26 protein-coding genes are annotated in these 25944 nt (G+C 41.7%); all 26 read left to right on the forward strand.

What is annotated here, in order from left to right; genetic code table 11:
• Positions 1 to 14 precede the first annotated feature (14 nt).
• Entirely contained in the window at positions 15 to 1175 is a 1161-nt protein-coding gene (locus tag MHB46_RS16880; RefSeq protein WP_013312293.1) for a sensor histidine kinase, read from the forward strand.
• Positions 1176 to 1179: 4 nt separating this feature from the next.
• Entirely contained in the window at positions 1180 to 1902 is a 723-nt protein-coding gene (locus MHB46_RS16885) for a response regulator (RefSeq protein WP_007432713.1), read from the forward strand.
• 169 nt (positions 1903 to 2071) lie between these two features.
• Positions 2072 to 2512: a hypothetical protein gene (locus MHB46_RS16890; RefSeq protein ID WP_061831630.1), complete on the forward strand. Its 441-nt coding sequence runs from the start codon at positions 2072 to 2074 to the stop codon at positions 2510 to 2512.
• Positions 2513 to 2712: 200 nt separating this feature from the next.
• Positions 2713 to 4827 (forward strand): helicase-related protein, encoded by a 2115-nt coding sequence (locus tag MHB46_RS16895; protein ID WP_341162927.1) that lies wholly within the window; start codon positions 2713 to 2715, stop codon positions 4825 to 4827.
• Positions 4828 to 4913: 86 nt separating this feature from the next.
• Entirely contained in the window at positions 4914 to 5741 is an 828-nt protein-coding gene (locus MHB46_RS16900) for a ComF family protein (protein WP_341162928.1), read from the forward strand.
• Positions 5742 to 6123: 382 nt separating this feature from the next.
• Positions 6124 to 6591, forward strand: a complete 468-nt coding sequence (locus tag MHB46_RS16905) for a LysM peptidoglycan-binding domain-containing protein (protein WP_341162929.1) — start codon at positions 6124 to 6126, stop codon at positions 6589 to 6591.
• Positions 6592 to 7338: 747 nt separating this feature from the next.
• On the forward strand, positions 7339 to 7749 hold the full coding sequence (locus MHB46_RS16910) for a TIGR03826 family flagellar region protein (RefSeq protein WP_044648603.1): 411 nt from the start codon (positions 7339 to 7341) through the stop codon (positions 7747 to 7749).
• A 196-nt stretch (positions 7750 to 7945) separates the two neighbouring features.
• The gene (flgM, locus tag MHB46_RS16915) at positions 7946 to 8221 is read left to right on the forward strand and encodes a flagellar biosynthesis anti-sigma factor FlgM (protein ID WP_013312286.1); all 276 of its coding nucleotides are present in this window, start codon (positions 7946 to 7948) and stop codon (positions 8219 to 8221) included.
• Between the two features lie 10 nt (positions 8222 to 8231).
• The gene (locus MHB46_RS16920) at positions 8232 to 8732 is read left to right on the forward strand and encodes a flagellar protein FlgN (protein WP_341162930.1); all 501 of its coding nucleotides are present in this window, start codon (positions 8232 to 8234) and stop codon (positions 8730 to 8732) included.
• Between the two features lie 15 nt (positions 8733 to 8747).
• A complete protein-coding gene (flgK, locus tag MHB46_RS16925; protein ID WP_341162931.1) occupies positions 8748 to 10328 on the forward strand; it encodes a flagellar hook-associated protein FlgK in 1581 nt (526 codons plus the stop codon).
• 24 nt (positions 10329 to 10352) lie between these two features.
• On the forward strand, positions 10353 to 11261 hold the full coding sequence (flgL, locus tag MHB46_RS16930) for a flagellar hook-associated protein FlgL (protein ID WP_076294043.1): 909 nt from the start codon (positions 10353 to 10355) through the stop codon (positions 11259 to 11261).
• An 83-nt stretch (positions 11262 to 11344) separates the two neighbouring features.
• Positions 11345 to 11791 (forward strand): flagellar assembly protein FliW, encoded by a 447-nt coding sequence (locus tag MHB46_RS16935; protein WP_053326245.1) that lies wholly within the window; start codon positions 11345 to 11347, stop codon positions 11789 to 11791.
• Entirely contained in the window at positions 11791 to 12024 is a 234-nt protein-coding gene (gene csrA, locus MHB46_RS16940; protein ID WP_341162932.1) for a carbon storage regulator CsrA, read from the forward strand. Before MHB46_RS16935 ends, csrA begins: the two co-directional genes overlap by 1 nt.
• A 420-nt stretch (positions 12025 to 12444) precedes the next feature.
• Entirely contained in the window at positions 12445 to 13218 is a 774-nt protein-coding gene (locus tag MHB46_RS16945; protein WP_322158809.1) for a flagellin N-terminal helical domain-containing protein, read from the forward strand.
• Between the two features lie 170 nt (positions 13219 to 13388).
• Positions 13389 to 13772: a flagellar protein FlaG gene (locus tag MHB46_RS16950; RefSeq protein WP_339201042.1), complete on the forward strand. Its 384-nt coding sequence runs from the start codon at positions 13389 to 13391 to the stop codon at positions 13770 to 13772.
• 14 nt (positions 13773 to 13786) lie between these two features.
• Positions 13787 to 15259: a flagellar filament capping protein FliD gene (gene fliD / locus MHB46_RS16955; RefSeq protein ID WP_339201041.1), complete on the forward strand. Its 1473-nt coding sequence runs from the start codon at positions 13787 to 13789 to the stop codon at positions 15257 to 15259.
• A 14-nt stretch (positions 15260 to 15273) separates the two neighbouring features.
• Positions 15274 to 15657: a flagellar export chaperone FliS gene (gene fliS / locus MHB46_RS16960; protein WP_339201040.1), complete on the forward strand. Its 384-nt coding sequence runs from the start codon at positions 15274 to 15276 to the stop codon at positions 15655 to 15657.
• 14 nt (positions 15658 to 15671) lie between these two features.
• The gene (locus tag MHB46_RS16965; RefSeq protein ID WP_341162933.1) at positions 15672 to 16001 is read left to right on the forward strand and encodes a hypothetical protein; all 330 of its coding nucleotides are present in this window, start codon (positions 15672 to 15674) and stop codon (positions 15999 to 16001) included.
• 128 nt (positions 16002 to 16129) lie between these two features.
• Positions 16130 to 17938 carry a motility associated factor glycosyltransferase family protein gene (locus MHB46_RS16970; protein ID WP_341162934.1) on the forward strand — a complete coding sequence of 603 codons (1809 nt, stop codon included), beginning with the start codon at positions 16130 to 16132 and terminating at the stop codon, positions 17936 to 17938.
• Positions 17939 to 17967: 29 nt separating this feature from the next.
• Positions 17968 to 18987, forward strand: a complete 1020-nt coding sequence (locus MHB46_RS16975; RefSeq protein ID WP_209940545.1) for a UDP-N-acetylglucosamine 4,6-dehydratase family protein — start codon at positions 17968 to 17970, stop codon at positions 18985 to 18987.
• Positions 18984 to 19703: an acylneuraminate cytidylyltransferase family protein gene (locus MHB46_RS16980; RefSeq protein ID WP_341162935.1), complete on the forward strand. Its 720-nt coding sequence runs from the start codon at positions 18984 to 18986 to the stop codon at positions 19701 to 19703. The genes MHB46_RS16975 and MHB46_RS16980 overlap by 4 nt, the downstream gene beginning before the upstream one ends.
• A gap of 16 nt (positions 19704 to 19719) precedes the next feature.
• A complete protein-coding gene (neuB, locus tag MHB46_RS16985) occupies positions 19720 to 20748 on the forward strand; it encodes an N-acetylneuraminate synthase (RefSeq protein ID WP_341162936.1) in 1029 nt (342 codons plus the stop codon).
• Complete coding sequence (gene neuC, locus MHB46_RS16990; RefSeq protein WP_341162937.1) at positions 20745 to 21884, forward strand: UDP-N-acetylglucosamine 2-epimerase; 1140 nt, start codon at positions 20745 to 20747, stop codon at positions 21882 to 21884. The genes neuB and neuC overlap by 4 nt, the downstream gene beginning before the upstream one ends.
• Positions 21885 to 21896: 12 nt before the next feature.
• The gene (locus MHB46_RS16995; RefSeq protein WP_341162938.1) at positions 21897 to 22523 is read left to right on the forward strand and encodes an acetyltransferase; all 627 of its coding nucleotides are present in this window, start codon (positions 21897 to 21899) and stop codon (positions 22521 to 22523) included.
• Positions 22524 to 22542: 19 nt separating this feature from the next.
• Positions 22543 to 23697, forward strand: a complete 1155-nt coding sequence (locus MHB46_RS17000; protein WP_341162939.1) for an aminotransferase class I/II-fold pyridoxal phosphate-dependent enzyme — start codon at positions 22543 to 22545, stop codon at positions 23695 to 23697.
• Between the two features lie 52 nt (positions 23698 to 23749).
• A complete protein-coding gene (locus tag MHB46_RS17005; RefSeq protein ID WP_341162940.1) occupies positions 23750 to 25732 on the forward strand; it encodes a methyltransferase domain-containing protein in 1983 nt (660 codons plus the stop codon).
• The last annotated feature ends 212 nt before the right edge of the window (positions 25733 to 25944 follow it).

The following is a 25944-nucleotide window of genomic DNA, read 5'->3' on the forward strand; positions in this document are numbered from 1 at the left end:
GGAGTAGAACATTTGTGGACTTTCAAGCCGATATCATAGACCGAGTCATTAAAAACGCCATCCAGGTGATGGAGAACAGCAAATATCAGATGTTCGAAATATTGGACACGGCCCGGACCGAGCTGGTCACGTTAAATCAGGAGCTCCAGAGCGTCTTGAAGGAAACAGCAGAAACGATCGAAAAGGTGGACCAGCTGGAAATGAACTATCGGCGGTCCCGCATTCGGTTGACTGAGGTCAGCCGCGACTTCGTTCGCTATTCGGAAGAGGATATCAAGCAGGCTTATGAGAAGGCAACACAGCTTCAACTCGATGTGATGATTTTCCGCGAGAAGGAAATGTATCTCAAAGCCAGAAGAGATGATCTTCAAAAGCGGGCCAAAAGTGTCGAGGCTTCTGTCGAGCGTGCCGAAACCATCGGTTCGCAGATGGGGGTCGTGCTGGAATATTTGTCAGGTGAATTGGGGCAAGTGACGCGGATCATCGAATCGGCCAAAAACCGGCAGTTTATTGGTCTGAAAATTATTTTGGCTCAGGAAGAGGAGCGCAAACGTATATCCCGTGAAATTCACGATGGACCTGCGCAGCTCCTTGCGCATCTAGTGCTTAGGACGGAAATTGTGGAAAGAATGATCGCCAAGCAGGAATTTAAGATGGTTCAGGACGAAATAGTAGACTTGAAGAAACAGGTTCGCTCCAGTCTTGAGGAAATGCGAAAGGTCATTTTCAATTTGCGTCCTATGGCCCTGGATGACCTGGGACTTATTCCGACGCTCCGGAAATATGTGCAGGATTTTGAAGAAAAAACGAAAATTAGATCGCTTTTTGAAACAAGGGGCAAGGAACACCGTCTCTCTTCCGCGATGGAAGCAGCCATTTACCGTCTGATCCAGGAAGCTTTGACCAACGCTGCCAAGCATGCTTATCCTACCTATGTGCTTGTTGAGATTACCTATCAGGCGCAGCTTGTAAAAATCGTGGTGCAGGATAATGGTTTGGGCTTTAAGCCAGAGCTTTTTCAGCAAAAAAGCAAAGATCATGGGCATTTTGGTCTGATTGGTATGCGGGAAAGGGTTGAACTGCTCGAGGGGAGAATGGAGATCGAATCAGCTGAGAATCAAGGCACCAAGATAGTGATTCATATCCCAACCAACGTGGAAAAGGGAAAGGAGTAACAACATGGAAAATCAGGAAATTAGCAATGCACCCATTAAAGTTCTCTTAGCGGACGATCATCAGTTGTTCCGTGAAGGACTTAAACGTATTTTGAATATGGAGGACGACATTGAGGTCATCGGAGAATGTGGCGATGGTATTCAAGTGTTGGAATTCTGTAACGTAGAGAAACCAGATATTGTTCTGATGGACATTAATATGCCAATTGAAAATGGTGTAGAGGCAACCGAAAAACTGCGTGAGATGTTCCCGGATGTCAAAGTTATCATTTTATCCATTCATGATGATGAAAGCTATGTATTCGAGACGTTGCGCAAGGGAGCCAATGGTTATCTGTTAAAAGATATGGAGGCCGAGTCCCTCATTAATGCAATTCGTTCGGTTCATGAAGGATATGCGTTTATCCATCCGAAGGTAACGGGTAAGCTCATTCAGCAGCTTCGCCGGATGACCTACCTGAATGAAACAGGGGCTATGGCTGAAGGTCATACGAAGGAAGCCGGCGTGAAGTTTGTCGCAGGTGAAAATAATCCATTGACCCGTCGTGAAGCTGAAGTGCTGCGTCTGATGGCTGAAGGTAAGAGCAACAAGATGATCGGTGAATATTTATTCATTAGTGAGAAAACGGTCAAAAACCATGTCAGCAGCATTCTGCAAAAAATGGAAGTTGATGACCGTACACAAGCAGTTATTAACTCAATTAAATATGGATGGGTTACGCTGTAAAGTGTAGTCTTTCCATGCATTAGTCGATGCAGCTGCTAATAGATATGAATGCTGTACCGCCTTTCTTTGGGAGCGATATGTCCGCTCATACGGAAACCCAGTACATAACCGTGACACCTCTTCCTGTTATACGGCATATATTGTCGCTATAGGAGGAGGTGGAACCCTCGTGACGGCTCACTTGGTTTGGATATTGCTTATATACGGTGTGGGAGCCGCAGTCGTTCATCTTATGTATATACGACAGGCGGTTCAGGCTTATCACAATGGTGAAGATTCACGCGCAATATCTCCGGGTCATCGCGCGACTCGCTATATTGTGATTACGTCCAATGACGGAGATCGTGTGGAATGGGTGATGCGTTCGCTGAACATACTTGCCTGGCTACACCGGAGGCCGCTACATGTGACGGTACTGGATGATGAATCTATGGACGATACGCTACCGATTCTGACACGGCTACTACGCTATAGTCATATGGATGTTTCAGTCATTTCAAGTCGTTTTTCACCGGGGAACCCGGTCTTACCGAAGTCAGGCGGTGAAAAGCAGGTTGTTATTGATCTTAGAACGGTCAAGTCGTTGGCGGACGCCCCATTTGTTCCTTAGCGATAGGGGATTGTGGACATCGTGGTTAAAATCGGATATAAATGTTTTAAAACAGTTGCATAGGCAAGACGACAGGGATTTCGTTGAGATCTACTTGATGTGAAGCACACTTCAGGCTATTAGCCATAGGAGTGTGCTTTTTTGCTGTTCTCTGGGGTAACAAGAACCGCAAAAATCATGAATGGGAGGAGCAGGGGAAGGTGAAGATTTCAGTATATGCAGTGAGGTATAAAGGGAATTGGACTCTCCGATTATCTGTGGATATTCGAGTAGATATGACATGGTGGATGAATCAAGATGAGGGGCAGGAGAATGTTGTCGAAAGATGGGTGTTATTAGGAGATGAGCTTCCCTTGTCCTGGGGGACAAAGTTGTGCGAAACATTTAAGGGATTGGCAGATATGGAGCGATGGGGAAAAGGAAAGTGGTGGGCTTATATTCTCGCACAGCTAAAAAGTGAACTGGCTCTTGAGCCTTTTGATGGAGAACGAATTTTATCTGGAGGAGTAGAAAATATATGCATTTGGGATCATGTACAAGGGTGGACTTCCTGCACAAAAGGTGGGGATGAGGGACGGGAAACAAACGGAATTTTACGTTCTATTCAAAAAAGAAGTCTCATCACGGGAATTGATGGATTGGATAGGGAGTGTTTAACACGACAAGCGAATGAACTGGCTAATTTGTTGTCAGGACGCCAGTTACTCGTTCCGGAAGTCGAAGCGCTGCTGGCAGAGGCAGCGCCAGGTTTGGAGCATACTTGGCGATCCGCTGCACAACTTGCATATCTGCAAGGCCGACTCTGCTTTGCTGCTGGCCTCGCTCCAGCACCACGTACGCGCTGGTCTGCCGCGCGTACGCATGAACTTCGCTGCAATCGTTGTGGCAGCGGGGTAGTGCACCGCACGAGCTGCGCATCGTGCGGACGTAAGGCGTGCGCTTACTGCGAGACATGTCTCGCACTGGGGCGAAGCCGTGAATGCTCGCTGCTGTTGCGCGGTGCAGCGAAACTCGTCCTGCCGCGCACAGCAGTCAGGGCCCCGGCGACGGAACTCGACCGCTGGGGGCTGAGCCCTGCACAACGTGCCGCCGCCGAAGCGGCGCTGCGCTTTTTGGCCGCACCGCACGGCGAAGTGCGGGGACGTTTTCGCCCGGAAGGCCGTGGGCTCCGGGCGTTGTTCCGGCACGATAGGGTTGCGCGCCGGGGATCAGATGCTGCCGCTTCGCATGGCAGCAACCTTGCCCGCAGCAGGCAACCTTCGCCGAAACCTGGAGAAGGTGCGAGGCATAACGCTGATCGGCAGGTACCTGATACCACGGTAGAACGTTTTCTGCTCTGGGCTGTAACAGGCGCAGGCAAGACGGAAATGATGTTTCCGCTATTGCAATATGTGTTGGACCACGGAGGAACGGCACTTGTGGCAACACCACGCCGTGATGTGGTACTGGAGTTAGCGCCTCGTTTGGCCATTGCTTTTCCCGATGTGAGCATGGTGACGCTCTACGGGGGAAGCGCAGAACGGTGGCAAAGGGGACAGCTTACACTGGCAACGACACATCAGCTATTGCGTTATCGTCAAGCCTTTGATTTGGTTGTGATTGACGAGATTGACGCGTTCCCTTATCACAATGATCCTATGCTTGCCTTTGCTGCACGAGCAGTATGTAAGCCGAAGGGAAAGTTTATCTATTTGTCTGCTACACCACCGCAATCCTTGCAGAAAGAGGCTGCATGCGGTCTACTGCCACACGCCAAGGTTCCCGTTCGTTTTCATCGTCATCCCTTACCTGTCCCATTTCGCCTGGGGGCTGCTTCAGTGCAACATTGGCTGCAAAAAGGTCGGCTTCCCCTATCCTTTATTCAACGCCTACGCGTATCTATACAACGTGGGGCACAGGTTTTCCTATTTGTGACACGAATCTCACATATTCAGGGACTTGTGAAGCTGCTGATTAAACAATTACCTGATGTACCTATTGCAGGCACCTCCTCACAGGATGAAGAAAGAACCGCTAAAGTGCGCTTATTTCGAGCTACTGAAATACGTGTGCTGGTTACAACGACTATTTTGGAGCGAGGGGTAACTGTTCCACGGAGTGATGTGTACATATTAGACGCGGACAGCAGTCTTTTTGATGAAGCCTCTCTTGTCCAAATGGCGGGTCGCGCGGGCAGGTTCAAGGATGACCCATGTGGAGGTGTTATTTTTACATCCCCCCAATGGACACGAGGTCAAAAAAGAGCAATTAAACAGATTAAACGTATGAATGCACTGGCTCGGAAAAGAGGATACCTGAAGGAGGCGAAGCACTAAATGCATTAAATAAAAAAAGTTTTTTTGGAAATGTGAAACCTGAAACAATGTCAGTACGTAAACTACCAAGAAAGGTGCATTCTGGTATGGGGATGATTCCAACAACCCGTCTATTTTTGAATTGGTTATTCCATCGCCAGTCCCAAACATGTATGGCTTGCGGCACTCTCACAGGGCGTTTTTCCGAATTTCCTGGAATTTGTACTTCTTGTTCGCTTCAAATTCCTTGGGTTTACGATATTCGTTGTGTTTATTGTGGACGTCCGACGTTTTGCCCGGATTGCGTAAGGCTTGACCGATTAGTACGTTACTATGTGTGCAATCGGAGTGCAACCAGCTATACACCGATGATGAGAGAATGGATTGGGCAGTTCAAATATCGTGGAAATGAAAAGTATGGTTCCTTGCTGGGCGAGATCATGAATCGAGCCTATCAGGCGATGAGGTATGAGTTTGCAAGTCATAAACATTCTCGTTTCAAGCAATCTTTGTGGAGTGTAGATGTAGTGACCTGTGTCCCGGTAAGTGAGAAGAGGCTGACGGAGCGAGGCTTCAATCAGGCTCGGATCTTGGCAGAAGAGATTGCTAGGCGGAATAAGCTCCCCTTCCTATCTTTACTTGCTCGTCCACAAGATACAGGCAAACAAAGCTTTAAATCCAAAAAGGAACGAATGAACACCATGAATAACGCGTTTTCTGTTAACCCCAATATGGCGAATTTGATGAAGTCTTTTATTTTAAAAACTGAATCTCAATGTGTTACGGAGAACAAGCTTTCCGTTACCGTTTTGCTTGTAGATGATATTTATACAACGGGGAGCACATTGCAGGCGTGTGCACGTGTTTTGAGAGAAAGGGCATTAGAGCAAGGAATGCATTTGACTATTTTTTGCCTGACCTTAGCAAGATCATAAGTCTAAATATCTAGTATTTTCCATGAAATTTTGCTTGAAACTATGAAAAAAAGGTTATAACTTTCTTGAAAGCAGGATTAAATGATAGAGTAAAAGTCTTTTAAGCCGTACAATCAGCAGGATTTGACAACGAGCTAGAGAGAGGTATATAATAAAAATATAGAGACAAACAAAAAGTAAGGAAGTGAGGGATGAAAACAGAATATTTCAATTTAGAGGTTGATTTTTTTGGAAAAGAGGAGTACAATTTCTATCTGTTGATAGCTAACATGATTGGTAATAAGTGATTAGCTAATGACTAAAGAGCGGACATTGGGAGTGTCTCGCTCAGTAGTAAAGCAGTTAATTAAAATTTAAAGCTAAAAAGAGGAGAGAACAAATCATGAAAAACGTAATGAAAAAAGTAGCAGTATCTAGCATGTTGGCAGTTAGTTTAGGTGCAGTATCTTTGTTGAGTCCACTTGCAACAGGTCAAGTAATGGCAAAATCGAACTCTGACCATAATAAGGATCAAGCTGAAGAACAACTGATCATCAAACAGCAAGAAGAAGCGCAAAAAGCATTTGAAACAAAAGTTTTTGGGACTGTAACTACTAAAGATGCAGCAACTACAACACCAGCTCAACCAGCTACTGAGAACAACAATCAAGCAACAACCACAAAACCAGCAACGACTACAACTGAAACACCAGCAACTGTAAATACAATAACAGTAAATGTTCAAGAGGGCGACACATTGGCTTCTATTGCTGAAAAATACGGTGTAACTGTTGAAGAACTGGTTAAAATCAACAACCTAGTTAAAGTAGGCCAAGAACTGCAAGTACCGCAGGCAAACACAAATAAATAAATATCATTATAAATGTATAATGAAGTGTGTTTTTTAAACCAAGCGTTTGACTATAGTATACGGGAAGGCCTCTATTAAAACAATGCTTTTTTGAATAATTATTTGTGAAATAGCTTGTTTTTTTGGGCTGCAAATTTCCACTGATGCATCTAGCTTGATTTCAGATATGTTATAAGTTGAGATGATGTTAGGTCCATGAGATTTATGAATACCCACACTCCATGTGCGGAGCATTCGTATGGGCGCCGTTCCCCCGGATTTACAGGATTTCCTTGATGTCATTCGGGGCACAGGTGAACATGAATTCTTCTGAGGATTGTTTCGCCCGGTTTTTCCCTCATCTTGATAATTAATTTCTACATTTACTCATATTCATATATAGCTATTTAATTGTATAATGAAGCGCTATTCCCGAAAATAACTGGAATGGCGCTTATTTTATTTTCTATCTAAAGTACGGTGTAATGTTTGACGATAAATAGATACATGCACTAGGCTGAGCTATTAGCCTTCATGGGCTTTCTTTATTTTTATGTCATTGCATATTGATGCATATAAATATAGAGAAACTTTTGCTGATGGATCATTCTCTCTTATACTTTTAATATGATAACTTATAAAATGTGCAATTGTGTAAAATCTGAAAAACTTTTTTTGAAATATTTGCTAGACGAGGCTCTTCATTATAAGTTAATGTAAGGATAAAAGTAATTAAAGATCGGAAATTGGAAAGGGGCGCTACAGAGGATGAATTTGGATAACTGTCCTCGCTGTGGAAAGCTGTTTATTAAGAATGTCAGGGGAATCTGTCAGAACTGTATTAAAGAAATTGAAATTGAATACGAACGTTGTGTCAAACATATACGTGAAAATAAGGGCATTCATATGCATGAGCTTTCAGAGGCTACTGAGGTATCTGTAAAGCAAATCACGACATTTATACGTGAGGGACGTATTTCCATTGCTAATGCGCCCAATATGACGTATCCTTGCGAGGTATGCGGGATACCGATTCGTGAAGGGCATATGTGCGATTCTTGTCGAACACGTCTGACTAAAGACCTGCATCAGGCTGTACGCGAAAGTAGTAATCAGGATCAAAGTAATAATATGGGCTCAGGTACCTACAGCGCGATTGATAAACTTCGTGGAAAGTAGTACAGGGGAATTAAAAACACATTCAGCTATTCAAAAAGTTTCAAATACCACCGATAATCTTTATAGAGCTTATCGGTTTTTTTATTTTTAGCAACCATGCACAAAATAAAGAAGTGAGGCATAATACGAACCATGTTCGACGCTATGTCGTCTGATACATTCTGACCATATCAAATAACTAAGGAAGGTGGAAGTTATGAAAATTAACGAGACCAACCGCATCGGAGCCATTAATCCATATCAGCGAAATATTGAAACAGGACGTCAAGAGGAGCAAAAGAAATCCCGCCGCAAGGACGAGGTTTCGATTTCTCCAGAAGCAATGGAAATGCTGAACCGCAGCAGTGATGCAGACCGTGTTAAGAAAATTCAGGAGCTTAAGCAGCAAGTAGCTTCTGGTACTTATCGTGTGGATGCCGATAAAATTGCAGAGAAGCTGTTACCTTATTTCAAGCAGTCTTCTGAAAGCTAGGTGAAGGAATATGCCTTTAGATCGATTGATTGATGTGCTGGAGCAACTTAGAGAGACTCACGAGCAGTTGATTACATTAGGGAATCAAAAAAAAGAAGCACTGATATCAAATAAGGTAGATCAGCTCATTCTAGTCATGAACCAGGAATCGAAGATGTCCAGACACATTGAACAGCTGGATGAGCGACGCCTGCAGGCTGCATATGAATTTTTGCAGGAACGTGGTATTAAGTCCAAGTTGAATCTCAATATTACGGAGTTGTCTCGTCTTGTGTTTGATGTAGAAGACAAGCAACGCCTCCTTCAAATTCAAAAAAATCTAGCGGATACGCTTGTAGAATTGAAGAAATTAAATGAGTTGAATCAACAGCTTATACAACAGGCGCTTTCCTATATTGATTTTTCCATTGAGAGTATGTCATATTATGCGGAATCTGAAGCGGTTTATCAGCGTCCAGCTGACAAAAGCACCTCTACTGTACGAGCGGGACTATTTGATACACGCGCCTAATTGAAGGAGGAAAATATGGTCTCAACATTTCATGGTATAGAAACAGCGAAGAGAAGCTTAAACACACAAACGGCAGCACTTAATACAACCGGACACAATATCTCAAATGCCAACACAGCTGGTTACTCCAGACAAGTGGTTAGTATGAAGGCCTCGGATTCTATGGAAGCCTACGGTTTGAATCGTTCCGTTGTACGAGGTCAAATGGGTACAGGGGTTGAATTCACTGCTATTGAACGCGTCCGTCAGACGTTTTTGGACGATCAGTATCGTAATGAAAGTTCTTCTCAAGGTGGATGGGACATTCGCTATGACACACTGAACAAGCTGGAGACCATTATGAATGAGCCTTCGGATACAGGTATCCGTAAGGTCATGGATAATTTCTGGGATGCATGGTCCGATCTGAGCCAAGACCCTCAGGATGTCACGAATCGCAAAATTGTAAAAGAGACTACACTTGCTCTAACAGATGCGATGAACCAGGCTAGCAAGCAACTGGATGCACTCAGTTCTGATTTGACTACTAACGTTACATTAAAAACAAGCGAGATGAATTCGTTATTGCAGTCTGTAGCGGACTTGAATGGTAATATTTACAAGTTAGAACAACTTGGGGATAATCCGAATGACTTGCGTGATCAGCGGGATTATGCAGTTGATAAGTTGTCCAAGCTTGCGAATGTGCAGGTAACTCAGCTGGATAACGGTTATCAGGTAACGGTGGCAGGACAGATAGCTGTAGCAGGCACAGAGGTAACTGCTATTACGGCGGCTGGCCTTGAGGCTGCATATCAAGGTGGAGCGTTAACTGGTGGCGAAGTGTACGGTATGATTTTATCTAGAGATAAATATGTAGCAGATTACAAAACCCAAATGGACCAGTTAGCTAATACTTTGGCAAATGGTGATATTGAAATTACTTTACCCGCAGGTACAGTTCTACCTGAGGGAACGGTACTGAATTCAGGTGTCAACAATGCAGCAGTGACTTACTCAAATGCGAATAACAACAGAACCTTGACCGCGGATTTGAAAGTAACCGTACAAGGAATTAATGGACTCCATCAATTGGGATACACACTCAGTGGCACAACTCCAGAAAAGGGAGGAGTGTTTTTCACCTCGAAAGATGGAACTGCTATTACAGCCGGTAACATTACGCTGAATAAGGATATTCAAGATGATCCCAATAAAATTGCCAGTTCTTTGCGTGTAGATGGAACGGGAACAGCTAATGAAAAGGTAACTGTAGGTAACAATGCTTTGGCATTGTCTATGGCGAGCCTGAAAAATGTGAAGTTTGGTTTTAATACAACTCAAGCGCAAACTACCACTGTAGATGACTTCTTCAGTGCAATTGTTGGGCAATTAGGTGTCCAAACTCAGGAAGCAGAGCGACAATCGCAGAATGCGCAGCTGTTGACTGAGCAAGTGGACTTGAACCGCCAATCCGTCAGCGGGGTGTCACTGGATGAAGAAATGTCGAACATGATCAAGTTTCAACATGCTTACAGTGCAGCTTCCCGGTTCATGACAACGTTTGATCAACTGTTGGACAAACTGATTAATGGTACAGGCCGCGTAGGTCTCTAGTATAATGAGAAGGTGGAGTAAGCCATGCCAATTCGAGTGACTTCAGGGATGACCAGTATGCAACTGCTCAGTAACCTGAATCGAAATAATAATAATATGGGTAAAATGGAGAATCAGATTTCGACTGGTCGTAAGTTGAATAAGCCTTCAGATGATCCAGTAGGGGTAACTTATGCCCTACGTTACAGAGCTGAGTTAGCTTCTAATGAACAATACAAGACAAACTCAGATGCGGCTGTTAGCTGGTTAGATTTCACTGATACAACCATGCAACAAGCCAGTGATGTAATGAAGCGTCTTAAAGAGCTGACAGTACAGGCTTCAAGTGAAACACTACCTCAATCCGGCTTGGATTCGATTAAGCTAGAAGTTGATCAGTTAAAAGAACAAATGATGAATATTGGTAACAGCCAGCTTCGTGGGAAGTATGTTTTTAATGGACAAAATTATGATCAGGCGCCGTATCAGCTTTCTGCTACAGTAACAAGTTATGATCAGATCAATCCGGATCAAGCCGCGGTCAGCTATGCAGTTGGAGACCAAGATGCATTTCGGGTAAATACATCCGGTAGCGATTTTTTTGGGAAATCGACAGATGCTGATAATGTTTTTAAGGTCATGGATGCTATATCTTCTGCACTAAGCAGCGGAAATAGTACAGCAATATCGAGTCAACTTTCAAGTATTGAATCCCGCTTTACTAAAATGCAGACCAGTTTGTCTGAAGTAGGTGCACGTACGAATCGGGTTGAACTGATACAATCCCGTTTGGAAGAGCGAAATTTGAATTTGACGACACTTCAAGCTAAAACGGAAGATGCGGATGTTGCTAGTTTGATGATTCAAGCTACATCTGCCCAAACCATTTATGAAGCTGCCCTGAAATCATCTGCTAAGATCATGCAGCCATCTTTGATGGACTTTATGAGCTGATTTTTATCTTTGACATTTATAATTTGAAGCTATGGACGAGTGGTCCGTAGCTTTTTTGTTACTATATATAGGAGGGACTACTTATGACCCCAGAACAGAAATTAGATGAAGAGAACCAAGATAAAAATACTAGTCTTTATGTGTTTCCGAAAGGAATACCAGGATTTGAACAACTTCGGGAATTTCAACTACAGGAGCATAATGAATTATTTAGTCTTTTCAGTGCAGTAGAGCAGCCAGCTACTATTTTTATTACCGTAAATCCATTTGATTTCTTTGAAGATTATGAATTTGAGTTATCCGATGATGCTCTAGAGGACATTGGGATTATAAGTCAGGAACAGATATCAGTACGATGTATTTGTACATGGAACAGTGATCAATCCAAAACAACAGTTAATTTGCTTGCGCCTTTAATTTTTAACATTGAACAGCAGACGGGAAAGCAAGTTGTTTTGCAAAATACGAACTATACAATTAAGCATCCCTTGTGGAATAAAATAGAGTCCAGCAAAGGCGGTGAATCCTAATGCTGGTATTAACACGTAAAAAGGGTGAATCCATTGTAATTCAGAATGATATCGTTATTACAGTTCTTTCTGTTGAAGGAGATACTGTGAAAATCGGTATTTCTGCCCCTAAGGATATCGATATTTATCGAAAAGAAGTCTTTGATGCTATTCAGCAAAATAACCAATTCGCTGTTATGGATTCCAATGCCATTCAAAGTGCTATGTTGGAGATGGAGAAGAGAAAGTCCTGATCCACCAATGATAGTAGTGCACATTCATTGAGAAAGGCCGACACGAGTAAAGTGTCGGCCTTTGTTTGGCTAGATTTTATGCTTATTTATCTGGAACAGTAATTGATATAATCATGTATTACCGCGTTTATCGGTAATACCGAAAATCTCCATCTGGTTATTGTTTGATGGCTTAAGTTAGGTAGGACAGGTTGGATTTGGGCAAGGTCATCACTATATAAAATGGTGATTTTAAATCGAAATAACCGAGTCGTAAACTTCTAAGAAAATATTTCAAAAAAAAGCTTGAATGCTATAAACAATTCTAGCTTAAGGGTCGATATATAGTTTAGAGCGGTAATTCTTCAGGGCGGCCGACCTGTGAAGACGCTTATACCACAAGGACGTGGGAATCAAACCATTTCAGGGAGGAAATTTAAAATGATTATCAATCACAACTTACCTGCAGTAAATACACACCGTAACATGCAATTGAACAACACGGCAGCAAGCAAAAATATGGAGAAATTGTCTTCAGGTCTGCGTATCAACCGTGCAGCTGACGATGCTGCTGGTCTCTCTATTTCCGAAAAAATGCGCGGTCAAATCCGTGGTCTGGAACAAGCACAACGTAACGTTCAAGACGGTATCTCTTTCGCACAAACAGCTGAAGGTGCAATGAACGAAGTATCCTCCATGCTGACTCGTATGAAAGAACTGAGCGTTCAACAATCCAATGATACTTACAGTGCTGGCGATAAATCCAACATCAAAGCAGAGCTTGGTCAATTGGGTGGTCAAATTGACGCAATCCTGTCCAACACTAAATTCAACGGTATTGCAATTTCCGGCGGAACAGGTGTTAAAATCCAAGCTGATGACGACAAGTTCGTAATTACTATCAAAGGTATCGATTCCACTGGATTCCGTGGTCTTACTTCTGGTGTAAGTTTGTCTCAAACAACAAATGCAATTGAAAAAGTTGCTAAGCAACGTGCTAACTTGGGTGCTATGCAAAACCGTCTGGAATATACTTCCAACAACTTGGGCACAACTGTAGAAAACCTGACAGCTTCCGAATCCCGTATTCGTGACACTGACATGGCAAAAGAAATGGTTGCTCTGTCCAAAAACAACATCTTGCTGCAAGCTTCCCAATCCATGCTGTCACAAGCAAACTCTGCGCCACAAGGCGTATTGTCGTTGCTTCGTTAATTTTAAACGACAGCCGTTACAAAAAAAGATCCTGCTTCTTGCAGGATCTTTTTTTGTTTTATTTTAGTTTTTTCGTAAATAATTGCACTCATTTACCGATATATAATGTATTAGCTTTTCAAATATAGAACGGTTTTATTGTGTCTAAAACTATGAATGGAGGTTATTCTATGGATTCGATGATCCCCCCTAGCACTGGGAATCTGTTGCCGGTTCAGCCATCAACAGGAATAAAACGTGAAGCCTTTTCAGATGCCGAAACAAATTATGTTGCTACACAAGATGCTGTCCGAACAACCAATAGAGGTGATACCGGTCAGAAGCAACCGACACATGAGGAAGCAGTTTTGGAGCTACAGAAAGTAATTGATGCTATACAAGGTCCACAGAAGACGTTTGAAATATCTGTGCATGAGAAGACGCATGCAATCATGATAAAAGTGATGAACAAGGAAACGGGTGATTTGATTCGTGAAGTACCTCCAGAAAAAATTTTGGATATAGCGGCTAGAATGATGGAGATTGCAGGAATCATTATCGATAAAAAAGTATAGGGGGATATACAATTATGGTAACTAGAATAAGCGGTCTTGCCTCTGGCATGGATATTGATGCAGTAGTTAAAAAGCTGATGACTGCTGAGCGTGTACCTCTCGATAAGCTGACTCAACAAAAGCAGCTAATGGAATGGAAACGAGAAAACTATCGTGAGTCCAGTACTAAAATTGTTTCATTTCTACAAGATAAACTGACGACATTAAGCCGTACTGCTTCAATGAATCCGCAGAAAGTAACAGTATCGGGAAATAGTGACGCGTTGACTGCATCGGCTTCATCGTCTGCCAGTGGAGTATTGGATATCTCGGTAACCAATCTCGCTACTGCCGCAAGATCTGTCTCAGACAGCTCATGGTCTGAAAAGGCAAGCACAGAGCTTGCCTTTGCCGATGGGGCAGCTCGTACGGTTCAGGTTGGTGGGGACACCATTGATGTGGATGCAAACGAAACCATTGAATCGTTTGTTAAAAAAATTAATGATAACAGTAAGACAGGAGTAACTGCCCTGTACGATCCCAAATCTGGTTTGTCATTAACTAGTAAGACTACGGGGTCGCAAACATTCAATATTGATTCTCAAATTAGTAGTGAATTTAAATTGTCTTCAACAAACGGAACGGATGCTGTGCTAAAGGTAAATGGACTTGAAGTCAAAAAGTCATCAAATAATTTTACCATTAATGGCATTGATATTACACTGAAGACAGCCGGTGGTGCTGCGACAAGAATCGAAGCTACCAAAGATACCGATAAGATTGTCGAAAATATTCAAAGCTTTGTCGATGCATATAATGATGTTCTCGCTACACTCAATGGCAAGGTTGGTGAGGAGAGATATAAAAAATACGCCCCGCTTACGACGGAACAAAGAGCCGCTATGAGTGATGATGAAGCCAAGCTCTGGACAACCAAGGCCAAGAGTGGCATGCTTAGAAACGATCCTATCCTGCAGGATACATTATCTGAAATGCGTAGTGCTATGATTCAAGGTGTAGACATCGGCAGAGTTGATGCAAATGGTAAGAATATGCCCTTAATGATGTCTGAACTTGGAATTACTACAGGCACTTATGATACGAAAGGTAAGCTTATTCTAGATGCAGACAAATTGCGCGCAGCGGTAGAAAAAGATCCAGATGTTATCTCGAATTTTTTTGGGAAACAGGATCCAAGCACGGCGCTAACTAATAAATATACACAGCAAGACGGTATTCTTGCTAAACTTAAAAAGATTTCGAATACCTCACTTCAAAGAATGGCCGATACAGCTGGTACTTCAAAAGTGAGTAAGGATCTAACAGCTTCATTTATTACTACGAGCACAATGGGAGAGCAATTGTCGAGCCTGGACCGTCGAATTAGTGACATGACTAGTCGACTAACGATGATTGAAACTAACTATTACAAAAAATTCACTGCGATGGAGACGGCAATCAGCAAGTATAATAGTACATCTTCGAGTCTTACAGGCATGTCGTCATAAAGGAGGTTTTACAATTGATCAATACACCCTATCAGAAATACCGGCAGACTCAAGCGCAAACTGCTTCCAAGCCTAAACTGCTAATTATGTTGTACGATGGGGCTATTCGTTTCCTTCGTGCGGGAATTGAGGGGATAGAGAATAAGGATAATGAGAAGGCAAATAATAATTTGTGTAAAGCACAAGCGATTGTACACGAGTTGATATCTGCGTTGAATTTTGAGTATCCAATATCCCATGATTTATTGCGATTGTATGAATATATGCTGCATGAGCTGATTGAGGCGAATGTTCACAAAATAGCCGCTCCGGCACAAGAGGTGCTGGAACATTTGACTGACCTACGGGAAGCTTGGTTGGAAGCCGCGAAAATGCCTGGTGTAGTTGGTAGTGTGTGATGGAAGATCCTAATATGCAAGTACTCCTTGAAGAGCTGCAACATAGGACAGAAGCAGTGTTATCTAACCTTCTGAATATAAGTGAGGAAGAGTTTGAACACTTTGCAGATCAAAGGCAGCGCATTGTAGAACAGATGCAGTCCTATCAATTATCGTTAACGGAACATGATAAGCAGAAAATTCGTGACATACTAAGTAACGATTCTGTAATTTTGCAGCGTATGCATGTACTAAAGGATGAGGCTGGTCACTGGATGGAGAAACGCGGAGCCATTCGTATGCAGCAGCATGCATACCAGCAAGCTTATTCTGTAGACAGTTTGTTTATTGATCATCGCAAATAAAAAATGCTTTATGGAGCGTACCCCCTATTCGATTTAGAATGGGGGGATTTTTGTGAAAAGGTTCATTCCATTAAGAGTAAATCCGATATACTAATTAACAAATATTAATGCGAAACGGTGGTATTACCTTGTCTCAACTACAAATAAACCATACAATTCTAAAGCAGAGGTTTCCTCATGTTGCAACCAAAATCAATAGCTTGCCGAATGATGACTTATCTATACCTTTGTTTACTGAGTCCTTTGAAAGGGATATCGCTTGGCTAAATGCTGTTGAAGGGGCTATTGGAAACGGGAAAGTTATTTTTGTATATGGTTTTGAAAGAGGTCTTAGCATTGTTGATCTCCTCGAATTGTACCCAAATCACTGGTTGTTTGTATACGAGCCGGATGAGCAGCTCTTTCGGAAGGCAGTAACGGACTATGACCTTAGGCTTTTACTGGGGCATCCTAATTTGTACTGGCTATCTGTTGGTGAGTCTCAGCTCAATATGATGTTTCACATGTTAAGTAGTTATATGCTGGAAGATTTGGGGTTTATCGCACTGCGCAAGTATCTATCAGATGATATGAATTTATTGCGTGAAGTAAAGGAACAATTTCAGGAATATCGTCAGAGCTTCCTGGTAGATAAACATACAGAGAATCGTTTTCGAGAAGAATGGACTCGGAATTATCTATATCACCTTTCTGATGTGTTATACACTCCTTCCATTGAGCGACTTTTTTATGCTTTTGAGGGTGCAACAGTAGTTGTTGTATCATCAGGTCCATCTTTACAAGAAGATATCGAATGGCTGAAAAAATTACGTCCTCATGTACTGATTATTTCAGCAGGCTCCAGCATTCAGGCTTTAGTAAAGCATGGAATACAGCCTCACCTTGCTGTCATTATGGATGGGCATCCTGTCAATAAGAAAATCTTCGCTTCTTCTGTAACAAGGGAGCAGCCTTTATTGTTTACCTCCTCATCTTATTATGAAATCTCTGATCAGAACTGCGCAGAGAAAATTCATAGTATTATGAAAAGTGATGCTGTATCTCAGTATTTCTTTGGGCTCAGTAAAGAGGAACTATTTATATCCCCCACAGAAACGGTTGCAGGAACGGCTATTCAAGCAGCAGCATGTTTAGGGGCTAAACGGATCATACTTGCAGGTCAGGATTTGTCGTTCCCTGATAACAAATTTTACGCAGATGGAATTGAACATTTTGCAGCCGAAGCTACTGATAAGACAGTGCAAGAAGCGCCTAAGAAAGTACTGAATGTAAAGGGAACATACAACACTACAGACGAGAGTTTCTCTTTGATGAAGAATGGACTCGAAAATCTCATTATGGCACTTCCAAGAATCGAATTCGTCAATTCAAGCCGCAATGGTGCAGTGATTGAGGGGGCTCCTTTCAAGCCCATGGAAGAGATGTATAAATTGTTAGCACAAGAATCTGTTGATCATGATGCAATTGCCGATTTGATAAACAAAATAAATATTGCTGTTGATATGAATAAGGTGCTGGATGTCAGAGATAAGCTGATAGCGACACTCGGAGATCTTTCCAATGTACGTTCTGAGATTGCAGCCATTCAGAAGCTTATGAATAAGCTACGCGAGTTTAGCAGGACTAAACCAGCAAAGGCTCAAAATATGGTGGAATCCATAGAGCAAATGTGGGGATTGATTGCCAACAGGGAATGGTTCTCGCCAATTTTCGAGTCCATTATGCCTATCGAAATTGCGCGCTTTGATCAGGTGCTCCCTGTGATTGTGACAGAACATCAGTTGACTCGTAAGTCTGATCTAATCTATGAGCATCTAGGTAAGCTGCTACAGGATATCACAGCACAAATCCCAATACTCCAAGAAATGTTTTCGGAATCGATTCACCGTTTAGATAAAAAAACAGATAGCGATGCAGTGATCCGTAAAGATATATAAATTATTCGTTTTACACTCCGGAGGTCATTATGTTTACCAACAAGATCGTACTGGTTACAGGCGGCACAGGTTCAATTGGAAGCGAGATTGTACGTAATATTTTATCGTATAACCCTAAAGCCTTACGGATTTTTAGTAGGGATGAGAGCAAGCAGTTTGATCTACAGCAGGAATTAAAAGAATATACGAATATCCGTTATCTGATCGGTGATATCAGGGACAAGCAAAGACTGAGTTATGCTATGGAGGATGTGGATTATATCTTTCATGCTGCTGCTCTCAAACATGTGCCAGCATGCGAGTATAACCCTATGGAAGCAGTGAAAACGAATGTTATTGGCGTACAAAATCTGATAGAGACGGCTATTGAGCATAATGTAGAAAAAGTAGTAGCCATCAGCACAGATAAAGTGGTAAACCCAACGAATACGATGGGGGCCACGAAGCTGCTATCAGAACGTTTAATTTCTGCCGCCAACTTGTATAAAGGGAGCAAACGTACCATTTTCTCTTGTGTCCGCTTTGGAAATGTTATGGGATCCAGGGGCTCTGTTATTCCATTATTCCGTGATCAGATTGCTAAAGGGAAACCAGTGACGGTCACACATGCAGAGATGACTCGGTTTATGATGTCTATTCCTCAAGCCGCTCAATTGGTCATAGATGCGGCGCATTATTCGCAAGGTGGAGAAGTATTTGTACTGAAAATGCCGATTCTCAAAATTACGGATTTGGCCCAATGCTTGGTTGATTCATATGAAGAGGCGGTTGGTAAACCCTATCGTGGAGAAATTATTGAGACTGGAATCCGGCCGGGTGAGAAGCTATATGAGGAACTCATGACGCTTGAGGAATCTGAAAGAGCGTTGGAGAATGGACAGATGTATATCATTCCTTCGTTATTTCATACCGCAGAGCAAGAATATGAAGGTTTTCAAAGGGCAATTCGTCAAGAATATTCTTCGATGACTGCACCACAGATTTTCCCGAAAGCCATTCGGGAGCTTATTGAACAGAACGGATTAGGCTTCACAAAAGGTATTGTATGATGAGCTATCACCAATGTTTGGCGATTATTCCTGCGCGGGGTGGATCAAAAGGTTTACCCGGTAAAAACATAAGATTGTTACATGATAAACCGCTCATTCAATATAGCATTGAAGCTGCACTAAATAGTGGTTGTGTGGACGAAGTTGTAGTTTCAACGGATTGTAAAGAGATTGCTCGTGTGTCGGGCCAAGCCGGAGCGGCTGTTCCGTTTATAAGGCCCGATGAACTGGCTACCGATGAGGCCAAAAGCATTGATGTATTGAAGCATGCAGTTGAATTTTATGAGCAGACGCAAAATCAATTTTTTGATGTTATTATGCTGCTACAGCCCACATCTCCACTGCGAAATGCTATGGACATCAAAGAGGCATATAAAATATTTTTAGATCATCAGGCTGATTCACTTCAAAGTGTCACTTTGTCTGGAGTGCGACCCTATTTACTAAGGGAAATGGATAACGGACGGCTTACGCCCTACCTGAAAGGTGAAAGGGAGCATTTGAGGAGACAAGATCTCAAAGAACTACATGCTTTAAATGGAGCCATCTATATCGTGAAAAGAGATCTGTTGATGAATGGTGACACTCTGGTTGGGCCTAATAATTGTGGCTACATTATGCCTAAAGAACGATCTATTGACATAGATGACGAGTTTGATTTAAAAATGGCAGAGCTTTTTTGGAGACAATCTAATCACAAGGAGTCCTTGCAGTAGGAGGGAGGAATATAACATGCAAAACCTTTTATCAAATAATGAAAACCACCCTATCTATATTATCGCGGAGGTAGGAGTCAATCATAATGGATCATTGGAGCTTGCATTCGAATGTATTGATCAAGCGATTTTATGCGGTGCCGATGCGGTGAAATTCCAAACCTTTAAAAGCGAAAAGCTGGTAACCAAGTATGCCCAGAAGGCTAATTACCAGACGGAAAATACCAATTCAGCTGAAAGCCAACTAGATATGCTAAAACAGCTGGAATTGAGCTTTGAGGATTTTGTTCTATTGAAAAGGTACTGTGAGGATAAAGGGATAGATTTCCTTTCCACGCCCTTTGATGAAGAAAGTGCTGAGTTTCTGAATTCAATTTATATTGACGCATTCAAGGTTGGATCAGGAGATATGAACAATATCCCCTTTCTTCAGAAGCTTGATAGCTATGGGCGTCCGATTATTCTATCGACCGGGATGTCTAATTTAGACGAAATTGGAGAATCGTTACAAGCATTTAAAAAAAGTGAAGTACTATTACTACACTGTACTTCTGACTATCCGGCGCCTTTAGAAGATGTGAATCTGCTAGCTATGAAGACAATATCTACAGCCTTTAATAAGGTCACAGGTTACTCAGATCATACGGCTGGAATTGAGATCGCTATAGCGGCTTCAGCACTGGGAGCGAGAATTATTGAAAAGCATTTTACATTGGATCGAAATCTTCCAGGTCCTGACCATAAGGCTTCACTGGAGCCTGCTGACTTTTCAAAGATGGTTCTTGCGATTCGAAATGTGGAGCAGGCTTTAGGGGATGGTGTTAAAAGATGTATGCCTTCCGAGGAAAGCACCAGAGCCGTTGCAAGAAAAAGTGTTGTGATGGCTACACCTAAAAAAACAGGCCAGCAATTAACTCGAGAAGATCTAGTTATCAAGCGTCCGGGCACTGGAATAGAGCCTAAATATTTTGATGACTTGGTTGGTAAGCAGCTTTTAAAGGATGTACATGAAGACTATTTGTTATCATGGGATGATGTGCAATGAAAAAAGTATTGGTGATTACCGGAACACGAGCTGATTATGGGATATATTACCCGGTTTTGCGGGCTCTTGAGGAAGAACATGCTCTGGAGCTCCACCTGTTGGTTACAGGCATGCATTTATCTCCACAGCATGGGTATACATTGGACGCTATCCAAAAGGACGGATTTCGTGTATCTGCTAAGGTAGACTGTCTGCTGCAAGGATCTACTCATGCTAATATGTCTCGCTCTATTGGAATAGCAATCATGGGCATGACACAAGCCGTAGAAGCTTTGGAACCAGATTTCGTTGTTGTATTAGGAGATCGGGGAGAAATGCTTGCAGCTGCGATTGTATCTTCTCACATGAACATTCCGCTTGTTCATTTGCATGGTGGAGAAGTATCCGGCACGATTGATGAGTCTGTTCGGCATGCGATTAGTAAGTTGGCCCACGTCCACTTTGTGGCTACAAATGGAAGCAGAGAGCGCCTAATTAGGCTTGGCGAAGAACCTTGGAGAATTCATGTAGTCGGTGCTCCGAGAATTGAAACGATGATGAACACTTCCCTGCCCGAGCTAGAGAGGACGAAACGTAAATACGATCTAAATATAGATAACGATTATGTGCTGTTTGCTTATCATCCTGTCACCACGGAAGAAGCGGATATGCACATCCTTGGTAAGATGATGGAAGTTCTCTTGGCTGGGGAGAATGAGGTAATTTGTGTGATGCCCAATTCGGATGCTGGAGCTGATGCGATCGTTGATGTGTATAATCGTTTTGCTGCAAGAAAAGGGATGCACCTTGTAACTAGTTTTGAGCAACTTGATTATCTGACGATGTTGAAAAACGCAAAAATATTAATTGGAAATTCTTCATCGGGGATTATTGAGGCTGCCTCCTTTCATGTTCCAGTCATTAATATCGGAACTCGCCAGACAGGCAGAGAACGTTCTGTGAACACAATAGATATTGCAGCTGACGAGCTCGAATTGACTTCTGCAATGGAGTACGCAATGTCTGAGCCTTTCCAACAAATTGTTAAAGCAGCCGACAATATTTACAGTAGAGATAACACAAGCTCTCGCATCGTAGATATATTGAACCGAATATCCAAGTCAGAGCAGCTTATTCAAAAGACAATTACCTATTAAGGAGGATCGGCCTTGAGCTATATTGTTTTTGGAGCAGGAGGACATGCCAAGGTTATTGTGGATATTTTACGGTCCTGTGGTGAAGAAATCATTGGTATTCTGGATGACCATTGTAAAGAAGAAGCATGGAACGGATTGCCGATCTTGGGGGGCCGTAATCAGATTGCTCAACTATTATCTCTGTATCCAGAGGCGCTGTTCGTTGTGGCAATCGGAGATAATACAACCAGAAGGAAGATTGTAAGTCAATTAAAAGCTGCTTCAGTCCAATTTGGTACTGCTGTTCACCCAAGTGCTGTAGTCGCACCCAGCGCATTCATTGGGGCAGGGACGGTTGTCATGCCTAATGCTGTAATTAACGCTGATGCGTATGTTGGCGAGCACGTCATTGTTAATACAGCAGCTACTATAGATCACGATTGTCGAATAGAAGACTTCGCACACATTTCCCCAGGTGTACATATGGCAGGCGGAGTTCAGATCGGACGCTGTGCTCATATCGGAATAGGTGCAAGTCTTATACCTGGTGTTCGTGTAGGGTGTGATACCATCGTTGGTGCTGCTTCCTGTGTCATCCGCGATTTGCCAGAAAAAGTTACAGTTGTGGGTTGTCCGGCCAAAGTAATAAAAAACCTATAAGGATAAGGGATGAAACAAAATGTCCAATCGAGATAGAATTTATTTATCTTCACCGCATATGGGCGGGCTTGAACAACAATATATCGCAGATGCCTTTGAAACGAATTGGATTGCACCTTTGGGTAAAAATGTTGATCTCTTCGAATCGGAAGTGGCAAGTTACGTAGGCAGCAAAGGAGCCGTTGCACTAAGCTCCGGTACAGCAGCTATTCACTTAGCATTGATTTTGCTGAATGTTCAAAAAGATGATATCGTTTTTTGCTCCTCACTCACCTTTGTTGCAAGTGCCAATCCTATTCTATATCAAGGGGCTATTCCCGTTTTCATTGATTCTGAACCCGACAGTTGGAATATGTCTCCAGAGGCATTAGAGTGCGCACTTAAGAAATATGCGGATAAAGGAAAGAAGCCTAAAGCTGTCGTTGTGGTTAATCTATATGGGCAAAGCGCTGATTATGATCGCTTGAAGAGGTTATGTGATGAATATGAAGTGCCTATCATAGAGGATGCTGCAGAGTCGCTAGGAGCTACATATGGTAAGCAAATGAGTGGGGTAATAGGTAAGTTTGGGATATTCTCTTTTAACGGTAATAAGATCCTTACAACGTCTGGTGGAGGTATGCTGGTTTCAGAAGATCTAATTCTGTTAGAGAAAGCAAGGTTTTATGCCACGCAAGCTAGAGACCGTGCCAAGCATTATCAGCATAGTCAGATCGGATATAACTATCGTTTGAGTAACGTTTTAGCAGGAATTGGGCGTGGGCAGCTACAGGTTTTGGATAAAAGGATTTCTCAAAAGAGAGAAATATTTAAAAACTACTATGATGCTTTATCTGTTGTAGATGGTATAGAGTTTATGCCAGAGGCAACATTTGGAGAATCAACTCGATGGTTAACTACACTGTTGATCGATTCCAAAAAAATTAAGACAACCGTTACTGAGATTATTGATGAACTAGAAAAGTTTAACATTGAATCGCGTCCGGTATGGAAACCGCTGCATATACAGCCTTTGTTTACAGAGGCAGATTACTTTAAACATGATGTAGAAAAAGATGTGAGTAAAGAATTGTTTTTGAATGGAATTTGCTTACCGTCGGATACGAATATGACTGTCGAAAATCAAAAGTTTGTCATTGAACAGATATTAAAAATAATCAGTAGTAGGGCTTAAAGATATTTTTTTGATAACGTTATCCAGGCAATACAGATGGGAGACAGAAGACATGAAAATTGTACTTTTCAGGAGAAACGGTGTTATTGCTCCTCATGTTACCGACGATTATGCTGTTGCATTTGAACAATTGGGGCATGAAATACTGTATGTTAGATTAGAAGAGGGATTCGGGCTTTCAGAAATTCAAAATATAAAGGATTTTAAGCCTGATATAGCTGTTGCATATGGCAGTGTTGGAATCTTTCAAGATGGAAAACAATTTCTTTTGCGCCAAATGGGGATTCCCCTTGTTTCTTTGCATTATGATAATCCTTTTTTCTCAATAGATGAAGGGTTAGAAGTAGAATTTCAAGAACATGCTTCGTATTATTACCATTTTGTATGGGATAAGTATTGCTTACAGTTGCTCACTGAACGAAATATTAAGAATGTACATCCAATAATACTTGCTACTAACCCGCTAAAGTTTTACCCTAATCCTCAAATTAAGGCTAAAGAAGGCGAAATCGCGTTCGTTGGTAACATAGCCAAAGTTGACCAAAATGTTTTAGAAGAAAATCTGGAACAAAGGTTCGTTAATTTTATAATTAATGAAAAAGTAAAACATATAAATATCCCTACTTATGATCTATGCAGGGAAGCATTTTTATTAAAAGAATTTGAACCGATTCGATATCTATATGAAAAACATCCATATGCATTTTGGAGAAATATTTATATGCCGATTCATACCCGTGGAAGTGCTGTTTTACGTCAGCATGTTTTGAATAGTATTAGTGGAATTGACATTCATGTGTATGGATCAAAAGAAATAGCAAGTGACCATCTTATTCTTCATCCGTCAGTACCTTATAGTGAGCTTAGTTCTTTATATCAAAGTTATGCGGTAAATCTTAATATCTCTTCTATACAGCTTGAGACTTCAGTCAATAACAGAATTTTTGACGTTTTTGCATCTAAATCCTTTGTTCTGAGTGACTATAAAGATGATATGAAGCTCATATTCCCTAATGTATGGAACGAAATCTCGTTTGGTAGTCTTGAAGAGCTTGTTATTAAAGGTGATTACTTCTTAACTCATCCCAAGGAAAGGATAGAGCTTGTGGAAGAACTTTATGAGCATGTTATTACAAAACATACCTATAAGCAAAGGGCTATGGAAGTAATCGAGATCGTAACTGCTTCAAAATTAAATTATGCGAGAGAAAAAGAACTCAATTCTTACAAAGCAGATAAAAGTAAGGAACTAATGAAACAATGTCCTGTTTGTAGTGGGTCTAATTTCTCTCAGTTATATTCTATTCAAGGTCATGATGGGTTTGAGACAAATCTGCACCGCTGTGCTGAATGCTGCACAGTGTTTATGAATCCTCAACCGACAGAGGGCTATTTAGACTGGTTTTATAACAATGTCTACTATTCTAACGAGCATCGAACTAAAATGGGTTGGTCTACAGATTTGGAACAAATTACTCCAGGCCTATTAGCTGTATTAGAAGCTAGAATGGATTTGGTAGAGACATATGTAGATCAGACTAAGTATCCTAGAGGTAAGTTACTTGATTTGGGATGTTCAACAGGTAATTTTGTATTAGAGGCTCAACTTCGTTATTGGGATGTAAAAGGAGTGGAGATATCAGAAAAAGCAGCCCAAATAGGGAGACAAAAACATGGATTGAACGTTATAACGGGTTCATTGGACGAGCATTTATTTGATAATGATTCGTTCGATGTTGTAACAGCTTTTGATGTATTGGAACATATCCCTAATCCGCATCATTTTATGGAGAATATAAATCGTATACTAAAAACGGGAGGACTATTTATTGCCAATACACCTAATGTTAGTTCGACAGCGAGCTATCATTCTGGAAGCAACTGGCGACATCTGGATCCGCCATTACATGTTATTTTATATGATCATATCTCCTTAAGAATACTTATGAGAATGCATAAATTTAAAATTCTAAAAATTTCTGGAGGATCGGAATATTTAGGTCAAATGCAGATCGTTGCTATGAAAGAAGATTAAATCTTATCTACTTTCAGCTCGTCTAGGCATCGACTTACTAAAGAATCTCCTTGAAATTAACTTTTGTGAGAGAAAGTAAAAATAAGTATAAGAAGACGACCCCTAAATAGAATAAGGGGTCGTCTTTTCTGTTAGTAATTTGGTTCGCAGAGAGTCTTTACAAACGGTTTAAAATATATTTTTTCTATATGTTTTTTTGGCGCGTCTATTTT

Origin of the sequence: Paenibacillus sp. FSL H7-0703 (assembly GCF_038003485.1) — a bacterium.
GTDB classification, from domain to species: domain Bacteria; phylum Bacillota; class Bacilli; order Paenibacillales; family Paenibacillaceae; genus Paenibacillus; species Paenibacillus polymyxa_B.

Excerpts from the sequence above, each read along its gene's own strand:
- flgK (WP_341162931.1), top strand. The coding sequence starts at position 8,748 with ATGGTCTCAACATTTCATGGTATAGAAACAGCGAAGAGAAGCTTAAAC.
- MHB46_RS16920 (WP_341162930.1), top strand. The coding sequence starts at position 8,232 with ATGCCTTTAGATCGATTGATTGATGTGCTGGAGCAACTTAGAGAGACT.
- flgL (WP_076294043.1), top strand. The coding sequence starts at position 10,353 with ATGCCAATTCGAGTGACTTCAGGGATGACCAGTATGCAACTGCTCAGT.
- neuC (WP_341162937.1), top strand. The coding sequence starts at position 20,745 with ATGAAAAAAGTATTGGTGATTACCGGAACACGAGCTGATTATGGGATA.
- MHB46_RS16905 (WP_341162929.1), top strand. The coding sequence starts at position 6,124 with ATGAAAAACGTAATGAAAAAAGTAGCAGTATCTAGCATGTTGGCAGTT.
- MHB46_RS16950 (WP_339201042.1), top strand. The coding sequence starts at position 13,389 with ATGGATTCGATGATCCCCCCTAGCACTGGGAATCTGTTGCCGGTTCAG.
- MHB46_RS16910 (WP_044648603.1), top strand. The coding sequence starts at position 7,339 with ATGAATTTGGATAACTGTCCTCGCTGTGGAAAGCTGTTTATTAAGAAT.
- MHB46_RS16975 (WP_209940545.1), top strand. The coding sequence starts at position 17,968 with ATGTTTACCAACAAGATCGTACTGGTTACAGGCGGCACAGGTTCAATT.
- MHB46_RS16900 (WP_341162928.1), top strand. The coding sequence starts at position 4,914 with ATGGGGATGATTCCAACAACCCGTCTATTTTTGAATTGGTTATTCCAT.
- MHB46_RS16980 (WP_341162935.1), top strand. The coding sequence starts at position 18,984 with ATGATGAGCTATCACCAATGTTTGGCGATTATTCCTGCGCGGGGTGGA.
- fliD (WP_339201041.1), top strand. The coding sequence starts at position 13,787 with ATGGTAACTAGAATAAGCGGTCTTGCCTCTGGCATGGATATTGATGCA.
- MHB46_RS17005 (WP_341162940.1), top strand. The coding sequence starts at position 23,750 with ATGAAAATTGTACTTTTCAGGAGAAACGGTGTTATTGCTCCTCATGTT.
- MHB46_RS16935 (WP_053326245.1), top strand. The coding sequence starts at position 11,345 with ATGACCCCAGAACAGAAATTAGATGAAGAGAACCAAGATAAAAATACT.
- MHB46_RS16945 (WP_322158809.1), top strand. The coding sequence starts at position 12,445 with ATGATTATCAATCACAACTTACCTGCAGTAAATACACACCGTAACATG.
- flgM (WP_013312286.1), top strand. The coding sequence starts at position 7,946 with ATGAAAATTAACGAGACCAACCGCATCGGAGCCATTAATCCATATCAG.
- MHB46_RS16885 (WP_007432713.1), top strand. The coding sequence starts at position 1,180 with ATGGAAAATCAGGAAATTAGCAATGCACCCATTAAAGTTCTCTTAGCG.
- csrA (WP_341162932.1), top strand. The coding sequence starts at position 11,791 with ATGCTGGTATTAACACGTAAAAAGGGTGAATCCATTGTAATTCAGAAT.
- neuB (WP_341162936.1), top strand. The coding sequence starts at position 19,720 with ATGCAAAACCTTTTATCAAATAATGAAAACCACCCTATCTATATTATC.
- MHB46_RS16965 (WP_341162933.1), top strand. The coding sequence starts at position 15,672 with ATGCAAGTACTCCTTGAAGAGCTGCAACATAGGACAGAAGCAGTGTTA.
- MHB46_RS17000 (WP_341162939.1), top strand. The coding sequence starts at position 22,543 with ATGTCCAATCGAGATAGAATTTATTTATCTTCACCGCATATGGGCGGG.